Raw genomic sequence first — 21,954 nt, 5'->3', positions numbered from 1 at the left:
TCAACAAAACGCGCAGCGTTTTAAGAAAGGCCTCAGCGAAGCCGGTGCAGCCTTGATCTTTTGCTTACTTTTCTATCAAGAGAAAAGTAAGATAATGACCTGTTGATAACTTTTTTGTACTTTTCTCCTATATTTCTTGGAAGGTAATTTGATAAATGTTTAATTTTACCCTCCAATAGAGTAACGTGCCCGTTGCCAACGCAGTACGCTACTTTTGTTTAAGAGAAAGTTTAACGTGAAACACAAGAATGGAAGAGAATAAGAATAGCTATCACGTACCGGTAATGCTCGAAGAAAGCCTGAAAGGTCTGAATATTCAACAAGGATGCATCTATGTCGATGTGACCTTCGGTGGGGGAGGACACTCGCGCGAGATACTGAAACGGCTCGATAGCGAAGGAGAACTTTATGGATTTGATCAGGATGCTGATGCAGAACATAATATCCCTGCCGATCCCCGTTTTGTGTTTGTTCGCAGTAATTTCAGGTATTTGTATAATTTTATGCGATATCACGGCGTTGCCGGCGAAGTAGACGGCCTGTTGGCCGATCTGGGAGTCTCTTCCCATCACTTCGACGACAAAGACCGCGGTTTTTCCTTCCGTTTCGACGGGGCGCTGGATATGCGGATGAATACCCGTGCGGGCCAGACCGCTGCCGATATCGTAAATACCTATACCGAAGAAGCACTGGCAGACGTATTCTACCTGTACGGCGAACTGAAGATGGCACGTAAACTGGCCTCGTTGATCGTCCGGACACGTGAAAGCAAGAAAATAGAAACAATCGGCGACTTTCTGGAGGTGATCAAACCTTTCACCGGAAAGGATAAAGAAAAGAAATTCCTTGCACAGGCTTTCCAGGCACTTCGTATCGAAGTAAACGACGAAATGCGTGCATTGAAAGAAATGCTGCAACAAACCCTGCAGGTCTTAAAGCCCGGCGGACGTTTGGTTGTAATCACTTACCACTCTCTGGAGGACAGACTGGTAAAGAACTTCCTTAAGACAGGAAATTTTGAAGGAAAAAGCGAACAAGACTTTTTCGGAAATATACAAACACCATTTCGTATGGTGAACAATAAAGTGATTGTGCCTTCCGACGAGGAGATCGAAAGAAATCCCCGTTCGAGGAGCGCCAAGTTAAGAATTGCAGAGAAAAAGTAGGCAGTTGGCTATGGACAGGCCCGGTCGGTTGATTTGACTGTCAACAGCCATTTGCCAACTATCAACAGAAAATAGGGGTTATGGAGGAAAAACAACAACGTAAAAAGTCAAAGAAAAAAGAGAAACGTCTTTCTCTCTTGTATGTGCTGGGCGGTGGTATCCTGAATGAGGATTTTATCGTTAAACACACACGGATGATCGTGCTTGTTGTGATAATGATATTTTTCTTCATCGGAAACCGTTACACCTGCATGCAGAAACTACGTGAGATAGACCGCCTGCAACAACGTTTGCGTGATGTGCGTTTCGAGGCACTTTCTATCTCATCGGAGCTGACAGGCAACAGCCGTCAGTCGCAAGTTGAATTATTGATTGAAGAACAAGGTATTGAACTGGAAGGAGCCAAAACTCCGCCGTATGAATTACATAAATAAATATGGCAGAAGAAATAGAACCAAAAGAAGCTGCGCCAAAAAGTAACCGGATATTATTCTGTTACTTCCTTGTTGTGCTCTTACTGGGGCTTATTGCAGTAGGGATATTACTGCGGACGTTTGATACGGCTTTCGTGGAAAAAGAGAAATGGGAAAAGGTGGCGGAAAGCCAGAAACGCCCGAACCGTCTGATATTACCTGGACGTGGAAATATCTACTCTTCCGATGGAAAGCTGATGGCTACCAGTGTGCCCCGTTATTATACCTATATCGACTTTCGTGCCGACGGCCTTTCTGTCGATACGTTCCTCAATTCGAAGATAAATGGAGTCGATTCGCTATCGGTTTATTTATCCCGTAAGTTTAAGAACCGTACTCCGGCCGGCTATAAAGCACACCTGCTTCGCGGACTGAAAAGCAAAAGCCGCCAATACCCGGTGTACGAAGGCCGTGCCTCGTATACAGACCTGAAGGAAATGAGGAGATATCCGTTCCTGCGTTTGAGCCGGTATAAAAGCGGGTTCTATACGAAAGAAATGGTGCAGCGCCAGAAACCGTTCGGAACACTGGCTTCCCGTACGATCGGGGATATTTACGGTGAGATCGAAGCCGGAGGTGTGACCAAAGGAAAGAACGGCCTGGAATTGCAGTATGACTCGCTGCTCCGTGGCGAAGCCGGGTTAAGCTCCGTGCGCCGTGTCGGTGGAGGATGGACAAATGTCGTTGAGGTAGAACCTGTGGACGGGATGGATATCCGTACGACGATCGATATCAATATACAGGACATCACCGAGAAATCGCTGGTGGATATGCTGAAGAAGATCGATGCCGAGTCGGGTACGGCTGTCGTCATGGAAGTGTCGACAGGCGAGATAAAAGCCATCACCAATATGGGACGTATCCGTGAAGGCGCTTATGCGGAAACCAAGAACCATGCCGTTGCCGATGAAATAGAACCGGGTTCGACTTTCAAGGTTGCCTCTATGATGGTTGCGCTGGAAGACGGTGTATGCCAGCCCAGTGATACGATAGATGTCGGTAAAGGTGTATATATGTATAAAGGAGCCCGCATGACCGACCATAATATGAACAAAGGAGGTTACGGACGTATCTCTGCGGAACAGGCCATCTGGTATTCATCCAATATTGGAGTTGCCAAGATCATTCTGAAAGGATACGAAAAGAACCCGACCAAATATGTGGAAGGACTTTACAAACTGGGCTTGACTATCCCGCTGAACCTGGAAATACCGGGAGCCGGACGTGCCAAGATCCGTATGCCGAACGATACGACGCTGTACTGGTCGAAGACCACGTTGCCCTGGATGTCGTTCGGGTATGAAACCCAGATACCGCCGATCTATACGCTGACCTTCTTCAATGCCATTGCGAACGGTGGAAAGATGGTGCGCCCGATGTTCACCAAAGAGATCATGCACAACGGGAAAACGGTACAAAGTTTCTCGACAGAGGTACTGAAATCATCCATCTGTTCAGATAAGACGCTCGATATTATTAAAGAAATGTTGTTGGGCGTGGTTGAGCAGGGAACCGGTAAAGCCGTCCATTCGGATATTATCCGTATAGCAGGTAAAACAGGTACGGCACAGATTGCAACAGGAGGTGTGTATCGTACGAGCGGTCATCAGGTGGCTTTCTGCGGATATTTCCCGGCAGACGAACCGAAGTATTCCTGTATCGTGGTGATCCGTCGTCCGCGCATCGGTTATCCGTCCGGTGGTACCATGTCGGGAGGTGTAGTAAAAGCAATTGCAGAAAAAGTATATGCCAGCCATATGTCGTTCGATGTGAGGGATATGGAGCGCGATTCTTTAGCCGTGTTGCTTCCGGCTGCGAAGAACGGTAATCTGGAGGCATTGGAAAATGTATTGGGAAAACTGGATGTCGAAGCAAATACAGACAGTCTGGAAACAAAATGGGTAGTCACCAAACGGGAGGAGGGAGACGAAGAGCTTCACTTGCGTGATTTGACGATCCGCGAAGGCCTGGTGCCGAGTGTAATCGGTATGGGTGCGAAAGATGCAGTCTACCTGCTCGAGAGTGCCGGCTTGCGTGTTGCCCTGGATGGAATGGGACGGGTTTCCGCCCAGTCTATCGGAGCGGGAGCAAGGATCTCCAAGGGACAAACCATTAGATTAACATTAAAATAACATGGGGGCAGGCTTTCGGGCCTGTGTCTGTTAATAGATAGAATATGGAACTGAAGAATTTGATTCATACGTTGGACGTGCTGGAGACAGTCGGGGCAGATAATGTAACAATCGCAGGTATCCAGTCCGACTCCCGCAAGGTGGAAAACGGCTTTTTGTTTGTGGCGGTAAGAGGTACGGCAGTCGATGGACACGCTTATATCGACGGAGCCATCGCGAAAGGTGCTGTTGCGATCGTTTGCGAGGAAATGCCAGTCCTTTCGGACGGAAGTAAAATTGCATCCGAAGGAAAAGTAGTTTTCATTCGGGTGAAGGATTCTGCGGATGCTTTAGGCAAACTGGTATCGGCCTGGTATGACAATCCTTCGGATAAGCTGACGCTGGTCGGAGTTACCGGAACGAACGGTAAAACAACCATCGCAACCTTATTGTATGAGATGTTCCGCAAGATGGGGCATAAAGTCGGCCTGATCTCCACCGTTTGCAATTATATCGACGGGCAGGCGATACCGACGGAACATACCACTCCCGATCCGATCACTCTCCACAGCCTGATGGCACAGATGGTGGAAGCCGGGTGCGAATATGCCTTTATGGAAGTCAGCTCCCATTCAATCGACCAGAAACGTATTAGTGGCCTGTCGTTCGATGGCGGTATCTTTACCAACCTGACGCGCGACCATCTGGATTATCATAAGACGGTAGAGAATTACCTGAAAGCCAAGAAGAAGTTCTTCGACGACCTGCCTGCCGATGCTTTTGCCCTGACAAATGCAGACGACAAATCAGGCCTGGTGATGCTTCAGAATACAGCAGCCAAGAAGCTGACTTATTCACTCCGTACCCTGGCCGACTTCAAAGGAAAGATCCTGGAGTCTCATTTTGAAGGAACGGAAATGATCATTAACGGCCGCGAAGTGATCGTTCACTTTGTGGGACGTTTTAACGCATATAACCTGCTGGCTGTTTACGGTGCGGCGGTATCACTGGGTAAAGACCCGGAAGAGACGCTGATCGTATTAAGTACGTTGCATTCGGTTTCCGGCCGCTTCGAAACAATACAGTCACCGCTGGGATATACGGCCATTGTCGATTATGCCCATACACCGGATGCTTTGACCAATGTGCTTAACGGCATTGAAGAAGTGCTCGACGGAAAAGGACGCATCATCACTGTGGTAGGTGCCGGAGGAAACCGGGATAAAGGCAAGCGTCCGTTGATGGCGAAGGAAGCGGTGAAACTGAGCGACCAGGTGATCCTCACATCCGACAATCCCCGCTTTGAGGAGCCGGACGATATTATTCAGGATATGGTAGCCGGACTGAGCAAGGCGGATATGGAACGTACGTTGTGCATCACCGACCGTACGCAGGCAATCAAAACGGCAACCATGCTGGCTAAAAAAGGGGACGTAATTCTTGTGGCCGGTAAAGGACACGAAGATTACCAGGATATAAAAGGAGTGAAACATCATTTTGACGACCGTGAGAAGTTACGGGAAATATTTGCAACACAACAACAATAAAACGACATGCTCTATTATCTTTTTAATTATCTGGATCAACTGGATCTCCCTGGAGCGGGGATGTTTAAATATGTATCATTCCGTTCCGGACTGGCACTGATCCTCTCTTTGTTTATCTCGACAGCCATCGGCCGCCGTATTATCGACCGTTTGCAGTTGTTGCAGATCGGCGAGACGGTACGTAATCTCGGCCTGGAAGGACAAATGAGCAAGAAAGGTACGCCGACAATGGGAGGTATCATTATCATTATCGCCATCTTGATACCGACGTTGCTTTGTGCCAAACTGAATAATATCTATGTGATCCTGATGATGGTGACTACTGTCTGGCTGGGTGCCCTCGGTTTTGCCGACGATTACATCAAGGTATTCCGTAAGAACAAAGAGGGAATGCACGGTAAGTTTAAGATCATCGGACAGATCGGCCTGGGACTGATTGTCGGTCTGGTGTTGTTTATGAGCCCGGATGTCGTGATCAAGGAAAATATGGAGGTACGCCATGACAACGTGATTGAAGAGGTTCATTACCATACGGTGGAAACCAAATCGACCAAGACGACCATCCCGTTCATGAAGAATAACAATTTCGATTATGCTCAACTGGTAAGCTGGGCCGGCGATTATAAGGAAGAAGCGGCATGGCTCGTGTTTGTGCTGATGACAATCTTTGTCGTAACGGCTGTCTCCAACGGGGCAAACCTGACGGACGGACTGGATGGCCTGGCGGCCGGAAGTTCTGCTATTATCGGGGTTGCCTTGGGAATACTCGCTTATATGTCCGCCCACTTCGAATTTGCCTCCTTCCTGAATATCATGTTTATTCCGGGGGCGGAAGAGCTGGTGGTCTTTGCCGCTGCTTTTATTGGTGCGACGGTCGGTTTCCTTTGGTATAACTCATACCCTGCACAGGTGTTTATGGGCGATACGGGAAGCTTGACGCTGGGAGGTATTATTGCGGTATTCGCTATAATTATACGCAAAGAGTTGCTAATCCCGATTCTTTGTGGTATTTTTCTCGCTGAAAGTATTTCGGTGATGGCGCAGGTTGCCTACTTCAAGTATACCAAAAAGAAGTATGGCGAAGGTCGCCGTATATTTAAAATGACGCCGTTACACCATCATTTCCAGAAAGCAGGGAATGCCGGTATACAGGCGTTGATACAAAAACCGTTCAACGTAGTGCCCGAATCGAAGATTGTGGTGCGCTTCTGGCTGATCGGTATTATTCTGGCGGTTATTACGATCGTCACATTGAAGATGAGATAATAAATATATATAAACGTGGAAAGAATTGTTGTATTAGGGGGAGGAGAAAGCGGCGCAGGAGCTGCCGTGCTGGCGAAGGTGAAAGGATTTGATGTGTTCGTTTCCGACTTCTCGTCTATCAAACCCAAGTATAAGGATATGCTCGACGCCCACGGAATCCGTTGGGAAGAAGGACAGCATACCGAAGCCGACATTCTGAATGCCGACGAGATCATCAAAAGCCCGGGAATACCCGACAAGGCTCCGATCATCCAAAAACTGAAAGCGCAGGGGACGCATATTATCTCCGAAATAGAATTTGCCGGACGATACACCGACTCGAAAATGATCTGTATCACCGGTAGCAATGGTAAGACAACGACTACCATGCTTACATACCACATCCTGAAAGAAGCCGGAGTGGATGTCGGCCTGGCCGGAAATGTAGGAAACAGCCTGGCATTGCAGGTTGCCGAAGACCCGCACGCAGTCTATGTCATCGAACTGAGCAGTTTCCAGTTGGATAACATGTACGACTTCAAGGCGGATATAGCTATCTTGCTGAATATAACGCCCGATCATCTGGATCGTTATAATTACGAGATGCAGAATTATGTGGATGCCAAGTTCCGCATCATTCAGAACCAGACGTCCGAAGATGCATTCATCTTCTGGAACGACGACCCAATTATTGCCCGCGAGATTGCCAAGCGCCATCCTGCGGCTACTCTTTACCCATTCGCCGAAACGCATGAAGACGGCGTGAAGGGATATACGGATCATAAGCAAATAGTAATTGAAACCTCAAACGGAACATTTACAATGGATCAGGACTTATTAGCATTAACGGGTACACATAACCTGTACAATTCGCTGGCATCGGGTATCGCCTCTAAGGTGGTCGATATCCACGATGAGAATATACGGGCTTCGCTGAGTGACTTTACGGGGGTGGAACACCGTCTGGAGAAGGTTGCCCGTGTGCGCGGAGTAGACTATATCAACGATTCGAAAGCTACGAATGTGAACTCTTGCTGGTACGCCTTACAAAGTATGACCACTAAACTGGTGCTGATACTGGGGGGAACCGACAAGGGTAACGACTACTCTGAAATAGAAGAACTCGTAAAGAAGAAAGTGCATACCTTGATCTTCCTCGGCGTAGACAATGCGAAGCTGCATACCTTTTTCGATGGAAAAGTAGCGCAGATAGAAGATGCCCGCTCGATGGAAGAGGCGGTAACCAAGGCTTACAAACTGGCTCAAAAAGGCGACACGGTGTTATTATCGCCCTGCTGCGCGAGCTTCGACCTCTTTAAGAGCTACGAAGATCGTGGCGACCAGTTCAAGGCTTGCGTACGTAATTTGTAAAATGAATTAGAATGGATCTGGCAAGTAAATTATTTAAGGGCGACCGGGTGATATGGATCATCTTCATGTTCCTGTGCCTGATTTCGGTTGTTGAGGTGTTCAGTGCCACGAGTACGATCGCCTACAAGAACGCGAATCATTGGGCGCCGATCGTTCGTCATGCCACTTTCCTGCTGGGCGGGTTTGTGCTGGTTTTACTGTTGCACAATATCCCGTGCCGGTTCTTTCCGGCATTCATACTTTTGCTTCCCGTATCGGTGCTGATGTTGCTGGTCACGCCCTTTGTGGGGATCAATGCCAATGACGCGCATCGTTGGCTGGAGATATTCGGCATACAGTTTCAACCCTCGGAGTTTGCCAAGCTGGCTTCGATCGTGTTCATCGCCTTCCTGCTCAGCAAGCGGAATAAGTTTACGGACGACCAGATATTCAAGTATATCCTGATCGGGGTAGGGGCGACATGCGTGTTGATCCTTCCGGAAAACTTCTCTACGGCATTCATGTTGTTCGGCGTTTGCTTCCTGATGATGTTTATCGGGCAGTTGCCGCTGAAGAAACTGGGGAAACTGGCGGGTTTCCTGCTGCTTTCACTCGTCGTGTTTATCGTGCTGTTGCGCTTTACGCCGACCGGGGTGACGCAGTACCTGCCCGACCGTTTCAGTACCTGGCAGGGACGTCTGGAACGTTTCTTCGACGGGCACGAATCGGACACGGATGAGAACGGAGTCTATAAGATAACGGATGATAACTACCAGGTCTCCCATGCGAAGATCGCTATTGCACGCGGGGGACTGTTCGGACAATTGCCGGGTCATGGGCAGCAGAGGGATTTCCTTCCGCAGGCCTATTCCGACTTTATCTATGCGATCATTATTGAAGAACTGGGCGTGGTAGGCGGTGTATTCGTGCTGATGCTGTATATCATGCTGTTGGTGCGAGTTGGAATGATTGCACGAAAGTGCGATAAAGCCTTTCCCAAATACCTGGTACTCGGGTGCGGCTTGCTGGTCGTGGTGCAGGCACTGGCAAATATGGCGGTAGCCGTCAACCTGATACCGGTAACCGGGCAGCCGATGCCGCTGGTCAGCCGCGGTGGAACCTCGACGGTGATCTCCTGTATATATTTCGGGATTATCCTGAGTGTAAGCCGTTTCGGTGCCAATATGGGTAATGAGGAAGAGGAAGACCTGGAAGAGGAAACGGAAGGTGCTGGCGCTGCTCCGGCCATAACGGAAGAAGAAATATCAAACTGGGTGCCTGATACGCAACCCGAAACAACATAAAAGATGAAACAGTACCGTATAATAATAAGTGGTGGCGGAACCGGAGGGCATATCTTCCCGGCTATCTCCATTGCCAATACCCTCAGGAAACGTTTCCCTGATGTGGAAATCTTATTTGTAGGTGCGGAAGACCGGATGGAAATGGAAAAGGTTCCGGCCGCCGGCTATAAAATAGTAGGTTTACCGGTGAGTGGTTTCGACCGTGCTCACTTGCTCAACAATATAAAAGTACTCAACCGCCTGCGGAAGAGTCTCGGGATGGCAAAGAAAACCATTAGCGACTTCCGTCCCGACATCGCAGTCGGCGTAGGTGGATATGCCAGTGGCCCGACTTTATGGATGGCTGCTTCGCAGGGTATTCCTACCCTGATACAGGAACAGAACTCGTATGCCGGAGTCACCAATAAACTGTTGGCGAAAAAGGCGTCCAAAATATGCGTTGCCTATGACGGCATGGAAAAGTTCTTCCCTGCCGACAAGATCGTGATAACCGGAAACCCTGTTCGCCAGGATCTGGAAGAAGCTACGGACAAGAAAGAGGAAGCACTAGCCTTCTTCGGCCTGTCTCCCGAAAAGAAAACGATCCTCGTGGTAGGCGGTAGCCTGGGTGCCCGGACGATCAACCGCAGTATCCAGGGCGATCTGGATAAACTGTTTGCTTCCGACGTGCAGGTTATCTGGCAGACCGGACGTTATTATTACAGTGAAGCGACCAAGCATCTGAAAGCCTATCGCGGTATGCCGATCTGGTGTTCAGACTTTATTACGCGTATGGATTATGCCTATTCGGCGGCCGATCTGATTATTTCCCGTGCCGGTGCAAGTTCGATCTCTGAACTATGCCTGCTGAAGAAGCCGGTAATCCTGGTTCCTTCCCCCAACGTGGCGGAAGATCATCAGACTAAGAATGCACTGGCTTTGGCGAACAAAGACGCTGCCATAATGGTTGCAGATAAAGATGCCGAACAGCAGTTGGTCACCAGGGCGCTTGAAGTGATACACGACGATGAGCAACTGGCTCTATTGAGCCGTAATATCGAACAACTGGCCCAGCATCAGAGTGCCGAACGGATCGTCGACGAGATAGTAAAGATAATAGAGAAAAAGCAATAATATATATGAATATAAATACGATAACGGCCGTTTATTTTGTCGGAGCAGGTGGAATAGGGATGAGTGCCCTGATCCGTTATTTCCTGTCGAAGGGAAAGCAGGTGGGAGGATATGATAAAACCTCGTCCGACCTGACTGCGCAACTAAACCGTGAAGGAGCCGTTATTCATTACGAAGATAATATCTCCCTGATCCCGGATGCTTTTAAGAACCCGGCTCAGACTTTGGTTGTTTATACGCCGGCCGTTCCCGAGTCGCATACGGAGTTGACTTATTTCCGTCAGAACGGCTTCGAGATCATGAAACGTGCCCGTGTATTAGGCGAGATCACCAACTGTTCGCGCGGCCTTTGCATCGCCGGAACGCATGGTAAGACAACCACCTCTTCTATGCTTGCCCATCTGCTGAAACAATCGCATGTAGATTGCAATGCCTTTTTGGGTGGCATCCTGAAGAACTACGACAGCAACCTGATGCTGTCCGCTAAAAGTGACCTAACCGTGATCGAAGCGGATGAGTTCGACCGTTCTTTCCACTGGTTGACCCCCTATATGGCTGTTATCACCGCTGCCGATCCCGACCATCTGGATATCTATGGCACGGCCGAAGCCTATCGCGAAAGCTTCGAGCATTTCACTTCGCTGATCCGTCCCGATGGTTGCCTGATCATGCGGAAAGGCATTGACGTGACTCCCCGTCTACAGGAAGGAGTAAAACTATATACCTATTCGGCTTCCGAGGGAGGTGATTTCCATGCGGAGAATATCCGTATCGGAAACGGTGAGATCTGGTTCGATTTCGTCGGCCCGGATATCCGTATCGCCGACATCCAGCTGGGTGTCCCCGTGAAAGTAAATATAGAGAACGGGGTTGCCGCTATCGCCCTGGCATGGCTGAACGGTGTAACACCAGAGGAAATAAAGAAAGGCATGGCTTCTTTCGCAGGCCCGAAACGTCGTTTCGACTTTCACCTGAAAAAGGAGAATATCGCATTGATCGACGATTATGCACATCATCCTGCCGAGCTGAAAGCCAGTATACAATCTGTAAAAGAACTGTATGCCGGACGCAAGGTAACCGGTATTTTCCAGCCGCATCTTTATACCCGTACACGCGATTTTGCTGCCGACTTTGCCGCCAGCCTGTCGTTGTTGGACGAACTGATCCTGCTGGATATCTATCCCGCACGGGAAGAACCGATTCCGGGGGTAACTTCGGAAATCATATTCGATGCTGTAACCATTCCCGCCAAGAAGCTGATCCGTAAAGGTGAATTGCTCGACCTGGTGGAAAAGGAAGCAGATACGTTTGAAATCGTATTAATGGTTGGCGCCGGCGATATCGACCGGTTGATCGAACCAGTTAAACAAATATTGGATAAGAAACTGTGATTCGTATAGTATCCATAATAGTAGCTACACTGTTGTCTTGTTACATCGTGTTTGTCACCTTCTTCTTCCGGGATATGAGGCAGGATAAGGAATGCCATGAGCTCCAGGTCGTGGTAAAAGACAGTCTCGATAAACATTTCGTAAGCGAAAGCGACCTGGTGTCGATCCTTAGAAAGGCGGATCTTAACCCGATCAAAAAGCCTATGGACGAGATCAATACGGACAAGATAGAGAATGAACTGAAAAAGAACGAGATGATTGCCCGCATTGAAGCCTATAAAACGCCGTCGGGGATCGTCAAGCTCGAAGTAGAGCAGAAAATACCTATTTTGCGTGTGATCAGTTCCAGGGGAAACTTCTATGTGGATAACCTCGGCAGCACGATGCCGGTCAGTCATCGCTATGTAACAGACGTCCCTTTAGTAAGTGGATATGTCGAAAAAGAGCTGGCGGTAACCGACTTATACAAATTTGCATTATTTTTGCAGGAGAATGAGTTCTGGAATAATCAGATAGAGCAGATTTATGTTCATCCTGATAATGAAGTGGAACTGATTCCCCGGGTGGGCAACCACCGGATTGTACTGGGTTCCTTCAATGACTATGAAGAAAAGCTGGATAACCTGCGGCTCTTCTACGATAAGGTCATTCCGAAAACCGGATGGGAGAAATACAGTATAATTAATTTAAAATACAAAGATCAGATTGTTTGTACTAAAAGATAGATGATATGGCATACACAGACTTTATAGCAGCCATCGACCTTGGCTCTTCTCACATGGTCGGTATGGTAGGAACGAAAGGCCCGACAGGGGCACTCTCGATTATAGCCTACGAAGTAGAGAACTCCGCTACCTGTATACGAAGAGGATGTGTATATAATGTGGAAGAAACAGCGAATAAGATCAAACGGCTTATCCTGAAGCTCGAAAATAAACTGGGCGGTGCACGCATCGGAAAGGTTTATGTCGGCATCGGAGGTCAGTCGCTGCGTTCCATCGACCATACGGTTCCCCGCATTCTGGGTACCGACGGGGTAGTGACCGAAGAGATCATCGACGGCCTCTACGAAGAATGCCGTAACTATCATCCGGATATGCTGGATGTGCTGGCTGCGGTTTCCCCCACCTATTTTTTGGACGAAAAGCCCGAGCCTAATCCGGTAGGTATCCCCTGTACCCGGATTGAAGCCCGCTACAAGCTTATTGTAGGACGCCCTTCGCTGAAACGTTATGTGCTGAATAGTATCGGCGACCGTGCCCGGATAGAAATAGCCGATATCGTTGTCTCTCCCCTGGCTTTGGCCGATGTGGTGCTGACCGACAACGAGAAAGACCTGGGATGTGCCCTGATCGGTTTCGGTGCCGGGGTAACTACGCTGACGGTCTACAAAGGCGGCCAGCTGGTCAACCTCTCGGTCATTCCTTTCGGAGGAAACCTGATCACCCGCGATATCACCAGCCTGCATCTGGTAGAGACGGAAGCCGAACGGGTGAAGCTTACCTACGGTAGTGCGCAGATGGAGAAAGACAACGACCTGAGCATACAGGTAAGTTCAGCCGATGGCATGGGACTTCGCGAAATCAAACTGGCCGACCTCAATAACGTGGTCGAAGCCCGTATGAAGGAGATTCTTGAAAATGTATACGCCCGCCTGGAAGCAACCGGCCTGATGAACAGCCTGGGTGCAGGTATCGTAATAACAGGTGGAGGTGCCGCCCTGAAAAACCTTCCGGAAGTGATCCGTGAACGGTTGAATATGGACGTGCGTTACTCTGCCGTTCGCAAAGGTATCGTAGAAAGCGGAGAGATGATAGCCAACAACCCCGAATATGCCGTAGCAGTCGGTTTGCTGGCCAAAGGAACGGAAAACTGTGCCCTTTATATCCCGCCAAAAGTGGAGGTGAAGGTTGAAAAACCTGTGGAAGAAGTGAAGGAAGAAGTGAAGCCGACTCCTGAACCCCCGAAGAAGAAACCCGAAAAGAAGAAAGGCCCCGGATTATTCGGCCGACTGACCAAGGGAATAGATACTTTTGGTAAGAGTCTTTTTGACGATGAAGATGATGTAAAGTAAACCAGCGAATGTAATAAAACCGGAAGACAATGGACGATACAATATTAAATTTCAATTATCCGACAGATACTCCTAAGATTATCAAAGTAATCGGTGTAGGAGGCGGTGGAGGTAACGCTGTTACCCACATGTACAAAGAAGGTATACATGATGTTACATTCGTTTTGTGTAACACCGACAACCAGGCGTTGAACCGTTCCGACGTGCCCGTCAAGGTGCCGCTGGGACGCAATATCACGCAGGGGCTGGGAGCCGGCAACAAACCCGAACGTGCCATGATGGCCGCCGAAGAGAGTATGGAAGATATCCGCAAGATGCTTAGCGACGGTACCAAGATGGTCTTTATCACTGCCGGAATGGGTGGTGGTACAGGTACGGGAGCTGCTCCGGTGATCGCCCGTTTTGCCAAGGACATGGGTATCCTGACTGTCGGTATCGTTACCATCCCGTTCGTTTTTGAAGGCGAACGCAAGATCATCCAGGCTTTGAACGGCGTGGAGGAGATCAGCAAGAATGTAGATGCGCTGCTGGTGATCAACAACGAGCGCCTGCGTGAGATCTATTCCGACCTGACCATGACGAACGCATTCGGAAAAGCCGATGATACGCTGACCATTGCCGCCAAGAGCATTGCCGAGATCATCACCCTTCCGGGTATAATCAACCTCGACTTCGCCGATGTCAACACGACGATGAAAGACGGTGGCGTTGCCCTGATGAGTAACGGTTTCGGTGAAGGTGAAGGACGTGTGCGCCAGGCTATTGAAGATGCGCTGAACTCTCCGTTGCTGAATAACAACGATGTGTTCAATGCCAAAAAGATATTGTTCAACGTATCGTTCGGCGAAGAAGCCGAGCTGCGTATGGAAGAAATGAACGATGTGCACGATTTCATGTCACGCTTCGGACGCGATATCGAAGTGATTTGGGGTACGGCTATCGATAACACCCTCGGCTCGAAAGTGAAGATGACGATCCTCGCAACCGGTTTCGGTATGGAAGATATTCCTCAGATCGCCGAGAAACGCCAGATCGAACAAGGACGCATGACGGAAGAAGAGCTCCGTCTCGAAGAAGAGCGCCTGAACAAGGAACGTGCCGAAAAAGATTTGATCGACAAGTATTATGGGGCTTCCGGCCAGCGTATGCGCCGTGTGGCGGCTCGTGCCAAAGCGGTCGTATTGAATCAGGACGAACTGGACGACGATGCCCTGATCGCCCTGATCGAGGACAACCCTACATACAACCGTGATCCGAAAGTAATCGCCCGCGCCCGTTCGAAGGTGGGTAGCGAAGAAATTCCGGCATCATCGGCTACGGTCGGTACTTCCGCTCCCCGTCCTGAAGGAAAGAAGCCGGATACGGGTGGCAAGCAGGTGATAAGTTTCCGATAATTTTTAATAAGAAATTAAGATATGGATTTGTTTGAAAAAGTCAGCGAAGACATTAAAAACGCGATGAAGGCAAAAGACAAAGTTGCCCTCGAGACATTGAGAAATGTAAAGAAATTCTTCCTCGAAGCCAAGACAGCTCCGGGAGCCAACGATACCCTGACCGATGCCGATGCATTGAAGATCATCCAGAAGCTGGTAAAACAAGGTAAAGACTCCGCCAGCATCTATACACAGCAAAATCGTGCAGATCTGGCTGAAGGGGAACTGGCACAGGTGAAAGTACTTGAAACTTATCTTCCGAAGCAGATGACTGCCGAAGAACTGGAAACCGAATTGAAAGCCATCATCGCCCAGGTGGGTGCTGCCGGCCCTCAGGATATGGGTAAGGTAATGGGTGCCGCATCCAAAGCCCTTGCCGGAAAAGCAGAAGGCCGCGCTATCTCAGAGGCGGTAAAACGACTGCTGAATAACTGATATTGACGGTGTCGTTGGTAAGGGCGGTTCGCGAACCGCCCTTACCAACGACACTACATTCACTTCTGTCAATAATTGAACTAACTCTATACAACGATGATAACCTTTATCTGTTGCCTTGCAGCCCTTATTGCAGGCTATTTTATCTATGGTTCTTTTATAGAGCGCATCTTCGGGGTCGACTCTTCCCGCCAGACTCCGGCTTTTACCCATCAGGACGGAGTTGATTATATCCCGATGTCTTCCTGGAAAGTCTTTATGATCCAATTCCTGAACATTGCCGGGTTAGGCCCGATCTTCGGGGCTATCATGGGGGCGAAGTTCGGTGTGGCTTCTTTCCTGTGGATCGTGCTCGGTACGATCTTTGCCGGGGCTGTCCACGATTACCTGGCAGGAATGTTATCCCTGCGGCATCAGGGCGAGAGCTTGCCTGAAATTATCGGGCGTTACCTCGGGAATAACTTCAAACAATTCATGCGCGGCTTCACCGTTATCCTGATGGTTCTTGTGGGAGCGGTGTTTGTGGCTGGCCCCGCCGGTTTGCTGGCAAAGCTGACTCCGGAATATCTCGATGCCACTTTCTGGATATTTGTGGTCTTCATCTATTATATACTGGCTACTTTACTGCCTGTCGATAAGATTATCGGTAAGGTTTATCCGCTATTTGCCGCCGCGTTACTGTTTATGGCCGTCGGTATCCTTGTGATGCTGTTTGTCAACCATCCGCCCCTGCCGGAGCTGACAGACGGGCTGACCAATACACATCCTGAAAATCTGCCGATCTTCCCGATCATGTTCGTGAGCATTGCCTGTGGAGCCATATCCGGTTTCCATGCCACGCAAAGCCCGTTGATGGCCCGTTGTATCAAGAATGAGAAATACGGCCGCCCTGTCTTTTTCGGGGCGATGATCACGGAAGGTATCGTTGCGTTGATCTGGGCTGCTGCCGCTACCTATTTCTATCATAATAACGGTATGGGCGAAAGTAATGCCGCCGTGATTGTAGACAGTATCACTAAGGAATGGCTGGGTACGGTAGGCGGTGTACTGGCCGTTTTAGGAGTTATCGCCGCCCCGATCACTTCGGGAGATACGGCCTTCCGTTCCGCCCGCCTGATCATAGCCGACTTCTTACATAAAGAGCAAAAGAGCATGGTTAGCCGCCTGGTGATCTGTATACCCTTGTTCATCGTCGCAATCGGCATATTGCTTTATAGCCTGAAAGACAAAGACGGCTTCGATATGATCTGGCGTTATTTCGCCTGGACAAATCAGACATTGGCCGTGTTTACCCTCTGGGCTTTGACGGTATTCCTGGCTACTTCCAAAAAGCTGTATATCATTACCCTGATCCCCGCCCTGTTTATGACTGCCGTCTGCTCCACTTATATTTTTGTCGCTCCCGAAGGACTGGGCATGGATGTTACGGTTTCGCAGATCATCGGTTGCGTTATTACGGCAATCACATTGATTGTATTTCTTTGGTGGAAGAAAAAGAATGCCTAGTATCCCCTTTTCTATAAAATAATAATGAGCTGTCGTTTCAAACGATGGCTCTTTTTTTGTGGGTGAAAATGCCCCGTTTCTCCCCCTAAAAGCAGGCTAAATACCCCTCTTTAACACTTTCCAGCAAAAAATCGAAAAAACGGGTGCTGATACACAGGCTATTATGAAACGCGCGCGGGTACATATATATATAAATAGGGGTAGTCGAATATGAGGTGTGATCTGTTGAATAATAAAGGATAGATACTGAAATAGGACTGACTAGATAAATCGTTCCTTTTTTTTAGTCATACAAAGGTATCGCTTAATTTTGAATCTGCAATCCTTTTCCAAATTATTTTACCTAATCTATGTGCTTTCTTATCAACTGGATAGCAAAGTTAGTATAAAATTCCCTCTTTTTTACACGAAAGCAATTGACTCCCCAAAAGATGACTAAAAAAAAGGAACGTTTTGGCTAGTCATTTAACGTTTGACAACACTAAGCTTTCCTATCCGAACAGGCTTTTTAGAAACACTATTATTAATATTAAATTGAAGATTATGAACAAAAAGTTTTCTACGTTTATGACAACGGGCTTGCTTCTGTCAGGTGCGTTGTTTTGTAATGTGAATGCTGCGGAGAAAGCTAAGACTATCACTTTTGATAAGGATAGTATTGGCTATGCTCACGTTGTAAAAGGTTTGGCACAGGGAGATACTTTATTGATTAATGGAAAGCAGGATCTTTCCAGCGGCAAAAAGTATTTCATTATTGCTACTCCTGGTGTTACGGTAATAGGAAAGAATGCAACAGATTCGATCATTGGTCGTATGGTGGTCACTGCAGAGAATGTTACAGTTAAAAATCTGACAGTTGTTACCAATCCGGTTAGTGAAGATGCTAACGGTTATTGGACAAAAACAGCGTTGACTGCTTTTGCTGATAAATTGTCGGTAGACGGTTGTCTTTTTACAACAGCCAGTTCTGCAAGTGGAACCATTGCTAATGGTATTGTTCTTTATCCCCAGACGAGTAAAACGGACTATGCTTTTACGGGAAATACTTTTAAAAACTTAAGAGACACTGTTGCCGGAAAGAATGCAGCGGGTGATACGCTTGCCTGGTATTCTTCAGCTATTCAGATTTATAAGAATACAAAAGTTGAAACTAAATCGAATGACTCCGTTAAGATAGCAATTGACAGTTTGAATCTTTCTATTGCCGGTTATGGAAGTGCTTCTGCCGCTCCTGCTGTCGATGCTGCTGCGATTGTTGCTGCCAGTACGTTTAATAATTGCGTCGCTGATATGGTTGTTCGTAATGGTAATGAATTGGATGGCAATACTTATAGTGTGGAATATCTGCATGCAACAAAGTATAATTCTGCATTAAAGGCGGCTGCTACTGCTCTAAGTGGTAATTTGATTGCTCCGCTTGTGGATGCTATTCAGAATTCGACGGAAACAACAACGATCGATACTGAAGGTGTAGATGCACAGGAGTTGGCGAGCTTGCTAACTGATGCATCTCAGATTTCTACAGAAGTTGCTAAAACATTGAAAGACAAAGATGTAATTATCAATACAGAGAAAGATGGTGAATCTCAGGCATTAGTACTGGGTGAACCTAAAAATGCACCGGAAAACGCTATCAATCTTGTTATCAGTGCAACAGGAACTGTGACAGCCTATGCTGCAGAATTACCTTCGGCTGCTGTCGGATCAGGTGATTTTCTGTTGCTGACAAAAGACGGTATGGTTTTAAAGGCTAAGACTGACGGTAAAGCTGACAAAGTAGCTTTGGATAGCAAAAATCCTGAATTGTTTGTTTGGAATCTGCAATACGATGCTGCAACGAGCCAGATGAGGTTTTATAACGCTAAGGCAAAGGTGTTTTTACATGATGATAACGGCACTTTAGTTGGAGCTGCTACTACAAATAAAAAAGTTGGCCCGGCTAATGTTGTACTAAGCACTTCTAATGCTGTGGCTGGTGTAGCTAGCAGTACTGAATTTGCCCTTGGTGTATATGCTGCTCCTTCTGAAGGCTTGGAAGCTGGTGATTTGCGTTCTATTTTCGGTTCAAGCTTCATGGCCGATATTGAATTCAAAACTGATGACAAGAAAGTAGACAAGACCTTGGAGAACAACCCGTTTAAAGATACAAATCTGAAACCAGTTCAGTGGAAAACTGTCTATTTATATAATTCTAAAACTAAGGAGTATGATATTCCGGCAAACAGTTATGATTATACTTACGAACTGGAACCGGCTAAAGCTGATACAGCTGCTTTCATGTTACAGAAGGATAATGGCAAGTTGATCGTAATGCAGGTAGAAAATATGTATTCTTCCACCAATCCTACCGGAAAAGATACTTACCGTATCGTTGAAATTGATCCGAAGGATCTGGCTACTTCCTTGAAGAACGATGAATACAAATATGCTTCTATCTTCACACTTAATGCAGCCTATGACTTCGAAGCAGGCGTTAACACAAACCTCAAAAACATTACTGTAACAGGTGATATGACAGATGACGCGACTGTTTATGTATTGGGTTCAGTCAAACTGTCTAACAAAAATACGTTGACTGCAGTAGTGAAGGGCGAAACAATCGATGCCATTACTATCAAACTGTCTACATATCGCAGACTGTCTGTTGAAGATATGATGACAGGTAAATTCTATACTATTGCCAACAAGAATACAAAGAAACAGTATTCAAGTAATTTCGGTAAAGTATTAGGTTTGAATAATTATGGCAATGCAGAGTTCATGAAAGAATCGGATGTCTTGTTTAACTATCCGGAAACACAGTGGGCTGCAACAGCAGATACTTACAGACCGGAAGGTAGTAGTGAATACGCTGTACGTATTAAGCTTACGAACCGTGAAAATCCGGAAGGGAATCCGTATTATATTTATCCTGAAAACTGCTACAAGACAGACGATACGGATATTTATGCATATTATGTTGATCCTTATGCTTCTTATGAATCGGATACACTTGAGATCAAAGCAGTTGAGACTACTCCGGCCGATGGTTTCTTCAGATTTGCTGATTATTCGAAACTGAAAGACCTATCTTTCCATATGGGTTCTTACTCTGCCGTTCGCGACACTGCTTATGTAACAGAAAACCATAAGGAAAACCATCAGGTTGGTCTTGAAAAAGAAAAGGCTGATGCTACTGCATGGCGTATCGTTCCTCTGATGTTCCAGAAAGAAGATGCATGGAATAACGTGGATAAAGATGTCAAGATGGTTCCTGATACAATTTGTGTAGTAAGTAATGTCGGTATTCTCGATGAAGACGGCAAACCGGACGTTCAACAAGATACTTTGAAGATTCTGGCTTTTGCATTCAAGAATATTGAAAACGATGAATTCATGGCTTATGATGGTAATCGCGACAGATATACTACTGGAAACGAAAGTAGCAAGACGGGGTACAATGCACTGGGCGCTTCTTACTTTGCTTTGAAGATCATGGGTGACGCCGATAAGGATAGCCTTAAATATAACCTGGTTGAAGTAGATCATTATACTCATAGTGGTGATTATGCTTATAATCAGATCGTATCTCAGGAAGATGGCAAGTATATCTATATCAGAAACAATGATAACGAACCGTATACAGTGAAAAAACTTTCACAAAAGGCTTATGCCGGTGAAACATCTGCTAAAGGTATCGTTAACCAATATGGTATGTATCAGCAGAACGAAAGCGACCTGTTTACATTGACTCAGAAAGAATCTGCACAGTATCTGAGCTTCGGCCAGGGTGATGTAATTAAGATCTTCCGTTCCGAATATGCAGAATCTGAATCAAATGTACTGTATGAAAAGGGTGAATTCCTGGGTGTAGGTAATGCTGTTGAAAACAATAAGATCAATCCGGCTATTTATGTAGACCCGATTGACGGAAGCAAGGATCATCCAGAATATCTGTTAGCTGTAAATGCTATCCATAAAGATACTACTTATACATGTAATGAACCTTCTCATGCAGGTTTGATCCATAGTGAAGATACTACATGGGGACGCTTCCTGGTTAACTTAGCTGATTCTGCTATCGTAACAGATGGTAAAGATAATATCCATGTGAATAAGTATACTTATATCGATGGTAGTACTCCTTACGTAAAACTTGGTTTTGTACAGGGAGTTTGTTCAAATGATACATTGTTCCATGTTGATACTGTTGCTGCAGGTGTTGCATCTGAATACAAGATTACAGAAGCTCCTCAGTTGTTCAAGTTCGCCTTCCGCGTAGTTGATCCTGCTGAAAATATCAAAGAATCTACATTTGTTCTTGAAACAGGATATAAATATCCGAGTGATCTGGACAATGATGTACTTGTAGGTTATTTACGTTATATCAACGGTAATATCGTTGTTACTCGTGATATCAGACAAGCTGAAGTATTCAAACTGAAAGAAGACAGCCGTACTCCGACTGCTAACGACGTAGTTACAGTTTCTGAAGTATCAGTTATCGCTGGTAACGGTTATGTTACAGTTAAAGGTGCAGCAGGTAAGACTGTTGTTATTAACAATGTTCTTGGTCAGACAATTGCAAGTACGGTTCTTTCTTCTGACAATGCAACGATCGCTGTTCCTGCAGGTATCGTTGTAGTAGCCGTAGAAGGTGAAGCAGCTGTAAAGGCAATCGTGAAATAATAGAAACTATTATAATCAATAAATTTAAATTTGACTGCGCGGTACGGGCGGTTCGTGAACCACTCCCAACCAATTACCCCGTGAGGGCGAACAAGCGGTCGTATTAATACTAAAGTAATGAAATAAAGTTCTTCTGTT

General features: G+C 46.9%; 15 protein-coding genes. All 15 read left to right on the top strand.

Features of this window, described 5'->3' with window-relative positions:
• The first annotated feature begins 248 nt into the window (after positions 1–248).
• The 15 genes from rsmH to HMPREF1212_RS27395 all read left to right on the top strand — a co-directional run bounded on the left by rsmH (position 249) and on the right by HMPREF1212_RS27395 (position 21,816).
• Complete coding sequence (rsmH, locus tag HMPREF1212_RS18820; protein ID WP_028727183.1) at positions 249–1,166, top strand: 16S rRNA (cytosine(1402)-N(4))-methyltransferase RsmH; 918 nt, start codon at positions 249–251, stop codon at positions 1,164–1,166.
• A gap of 80 nt (positions 1,167–1,246) precedes the next feature.
• Entirely contained in the window at positions 1,247–1,600 is a 354-nt protein-coding gene (locus HMPREF1212_RS18815; RefSeq protein WP_028727182.1) for an FtsL-like putative cell division protein, read from the top strand.
• 2 nt (positions 1,601–1,602) lie between these two features.
• The gene (locus tag HMPREF1212_RS18810) at positions 1,603–3,771 is read left to right on the top strand and encodes a penicillin-binding protein (protein WP_046150667.1); all 2,169 of its coding nucleotides are present in this window, start codon (positions 1,603–1,605) and stop codon (positions 3,769–3,771) included.
• A 44-nt stretch (positions 3,772–3,815) separates the two neighbouring features.
• The gene (locus HMPREF1212_RS18805; protein ID WP_028727180.1) at positions 3,816–5,297 is read left to right on the top strand and encodes a UDP-N-acetylmuramoyl-L-alanyl-D-glutamate--2,6-diaminopimelate ligase; all 1,482 of its coding nucleotides are present in this window, start codon (positions 3,816–3,818) and stop codon (positions 5,295–5,297) included.
• Between the two features lie 6 nt (positions 5,298–5,303).
• Positions 5,304–6,563: a phospho-N-acetylmuramoyl-pentapeptide-transferase gene (gene mraY, locus HMPREF1212_RS18800; protein ID WP_046150666.1), complete on the top strand. Its 1,260-nt coding sequence runs from the start codon at positions 5,304–5,306 to the stop codon at positions 6,561–6,563.
• A gap of 15 nt (positions 6,564–6,578) precedes the next feature.
• Complete coding sequence (gene murD / locus HMPREF1212_RS18795; protein WP_046150665.1) at positions 6,579–7,913, top strand: UDP-N-acetylmuramoyl-L-alanine--D-glutamate ligase; 1,335 nt, start codon at positions 6,579–6,581, stop codon at positions 7,911–7,913.
• An 11-nt stretch (positions 7,914–7,924) separates the two neighbouring features.
• Positions 7,925–9,196: an FtsW/RodA/SpoVE family cell cycle protein gene (locus HMPREF1212_RS18790; RefSeq protein ID WP_028727177.1), complete on the top strand. Its 1,272-nt coding sequence runs from the start codon at positions 7,925–7,927 to the stop codon at positions 9,194–9,196.
• A gap of 3 nt (positions 9,197–9,199) precedes the next feature.
• Positions 9,200–10,309, top strand: coding sequence for an undecaprenyldiphospho-muramoylpentapeptide beta-N-acetylglucosaminyltransferase (murG, locus tag HMPREF1212_RS18785; RefSeq protein WP_046150664.1), 1,110 nt, complete (start codon positions 9,200–9,202; stop codon positions 10,307–10,309).
• Between the two features lie 5 nt (positions 10,310–10,314).
• The gene (gene murC, locus HMPREF1212_RS18780; protein WP_028727175.1) at positions 10,315–11,700 is read left to right on the top strand and encodes a UDP-N-acetylmuramate--L-alanine ligase; all 1,386 of its coding nucleotides are present in this window, start codon (positions 10,315–10,317) and stop codon (positions 11,698–11,700) included.
• Positions 11,697–12,425, top strand: coding sequence for a cell division protein FtsQ/DivIB (locus HMPREF1212_RS18775; protein WP_028727174.1), 729 nt, complete (start codon positions 11,697–11,699; stop codon positions 12,423–12,425). The genes murC and HMPREF1212_RS18775 overlap by 4 nt, the downstream gene beginning before the upstream one ends.
• Positions 12,426–12,430: 5 nt before the next feature.
• The gene (gene ftsA, locus HMPREF1212_RS18770; RefSeq protein WP_028727173.1) at positions 12,431–13,774 is read left to right on the top strand and encodes a cell division protein FtsA; all 1,344 of its coding nucleotides are present in this window, start codon (positions 12,431–12,433) and stop codon (positions 13,772–13,774) included.
• Positions 13,775–13,803: 29 nt separating this feature from the next.
• Entirely contained in the window at positions 13,804–15,168 is a 1,365-nt protein-coding gene (gene ftsZ, locus HMPREF1212_RS18765) for a cell division protein FtsZ (RefSeq protein ID WP_046150663.1), read from the top strand.
• A 21-nt stretch (positions 15,169–15,189) separates the two neighbouring features.
• Positions 15,190–15,642, top strand: a complete 453-nt coding sequence (locus tag HMPREF1212_RS18760) for a GatB/YqeY domain-containing protein (protein WP_028727171.1) — start codon at positions 15,190–15,192, stop codon at positions 15,640–15,642.
• A 96-nt stretch (positions 15,643–15,738) separates the two neighbouring features.
• Complete coding sequence (locus HMPREF1212_RS18755; RefSeq protein WP_046150662.1) at positions 15,739–17,148, top strand: carbon starvation CstA family protein; 1,410 nt, start codon at positions 15,739–15,741, stop codon at positions 17,146–17,148.
• Between the two features lie 543 nt (positions 17,149–17,691).
• A complete protein-coding gene (locus HMPREF1212_RS27395; RefSeq protein WP_232430159.1) occupies positions 17,692–21,816 on the top strand; it encodes a DUF6383 domain-containing protein in 4,125 nt (1,374 codons plus the stop codon).
• The last annotated feature ends 138 nt before the right edge of the window (positions 21,817–21,954 follow it).

The sequence above is a fragment of the Parabacteroides sp. HGS0025 genome (assembly GCF_000969845.1).
GTDB lineage: Bacteria > Bacteroidota > Bacteroidia > Bacteroidales > Tannerellaceae > Parabacteroides > Parabacteroides gordonii.
Note: the sequence above shows the minus strand (reverse complement) of the source record. Positions and strands in the feature narration are given on the sequence as shown.

Excerpts from the sequence above, each read along its gene's own strand:
- HMPREF1212_RS18810 (WP_046150667.1), top strand. The coding sequence starts at position 1,603 with ATGGCAGAAGAAATAGAACCAAAAGAAGCTGCGCCAAAAAGTAACCGG.
- HMPREF1212_RS18760 (WP_028727171.1), top strand. The coding sequence starts at position 15,190 with ATGGATTTGTTTGAAAAAGTCAGCGAAGACATTAAAAACGCGATGAAG.
- HMPREF1212_RS18805 (WP_028727180.1), top strand. The coding sequence starts at position 3,816 with ATGGAACTGAAGAATTTGATTCATACGTTGGACGTGCTGGAGACAGTC.
- HMPREF1212_RS18815 (WP_028727182.1), top strand. The coding sequence starts at position 1,247 with ATGGAGGAAAAACAACAACGTAAAAAGTCAAAGAAAAAAGAGAAACGT.
- rsmH (WP_028727183.1), top strand. The coding sequence starts at position 249 with ATGGAAGAGAATAAGAATAGCTATCACGTACCGGTAATGCTCGAAGAA.
- murG (WP_046150664.1), top strand. The coding sequence starts at position 9,200 with ATGAAACAGTACCGTATAATAATAAGTGGTGGCGGAACCGGAGGGCAT.
- HMPREF1212_RS18790 (WP_028727177.1), top strand. The coding sequence starts at position 7,925 with ATGGATCTGGCAAGTAAATTATTTAAGGGCGACCGGGTGATATGGATC.
- ftsZ (WP_046150663.1), top strand. The coding sequence starts at position 13,804 with ATGGACGATACAATATTAAATTTCAATTATCCGACAGATACTCCTAAG.
- mraY (WP_046150666.1), top strand. The coding sequence starts at position 5,304 with ATGCTCTATTATCTTTTTAATTATCTGGATCAACTGGATCTCCCTGGA.
- ftsA (WP_028727173.1), top strand. The coding sequence starts at position 12,431 with ATGGCATACACAGACTTTATAGCAGCCATCGACCTTGGCTCTTCTCAC.
- murC (WP_028727175.1), top strand. The coding sequence starts at position 10,315 with ATGAATATAAATACGATAACGGCCGTTTATTTTGTCGGAGCAGGTGGA.
- HMPREF1212_RS27395 (WP_232430159.1), top strand. The coding sequence starts at position 17,692 with ATGAACAAAAAGTTTTCTACGTTTATGACAACGGGCTTGCTTCTGTCA.
- HMPREF1212_RS18755 (WP_046150662.1), top strand. The coding sequence starts at position 15,739 with ATGATAACCTTTATCTGTTGCCTTGCAGCCCTTATTGCAGGCTATTTT.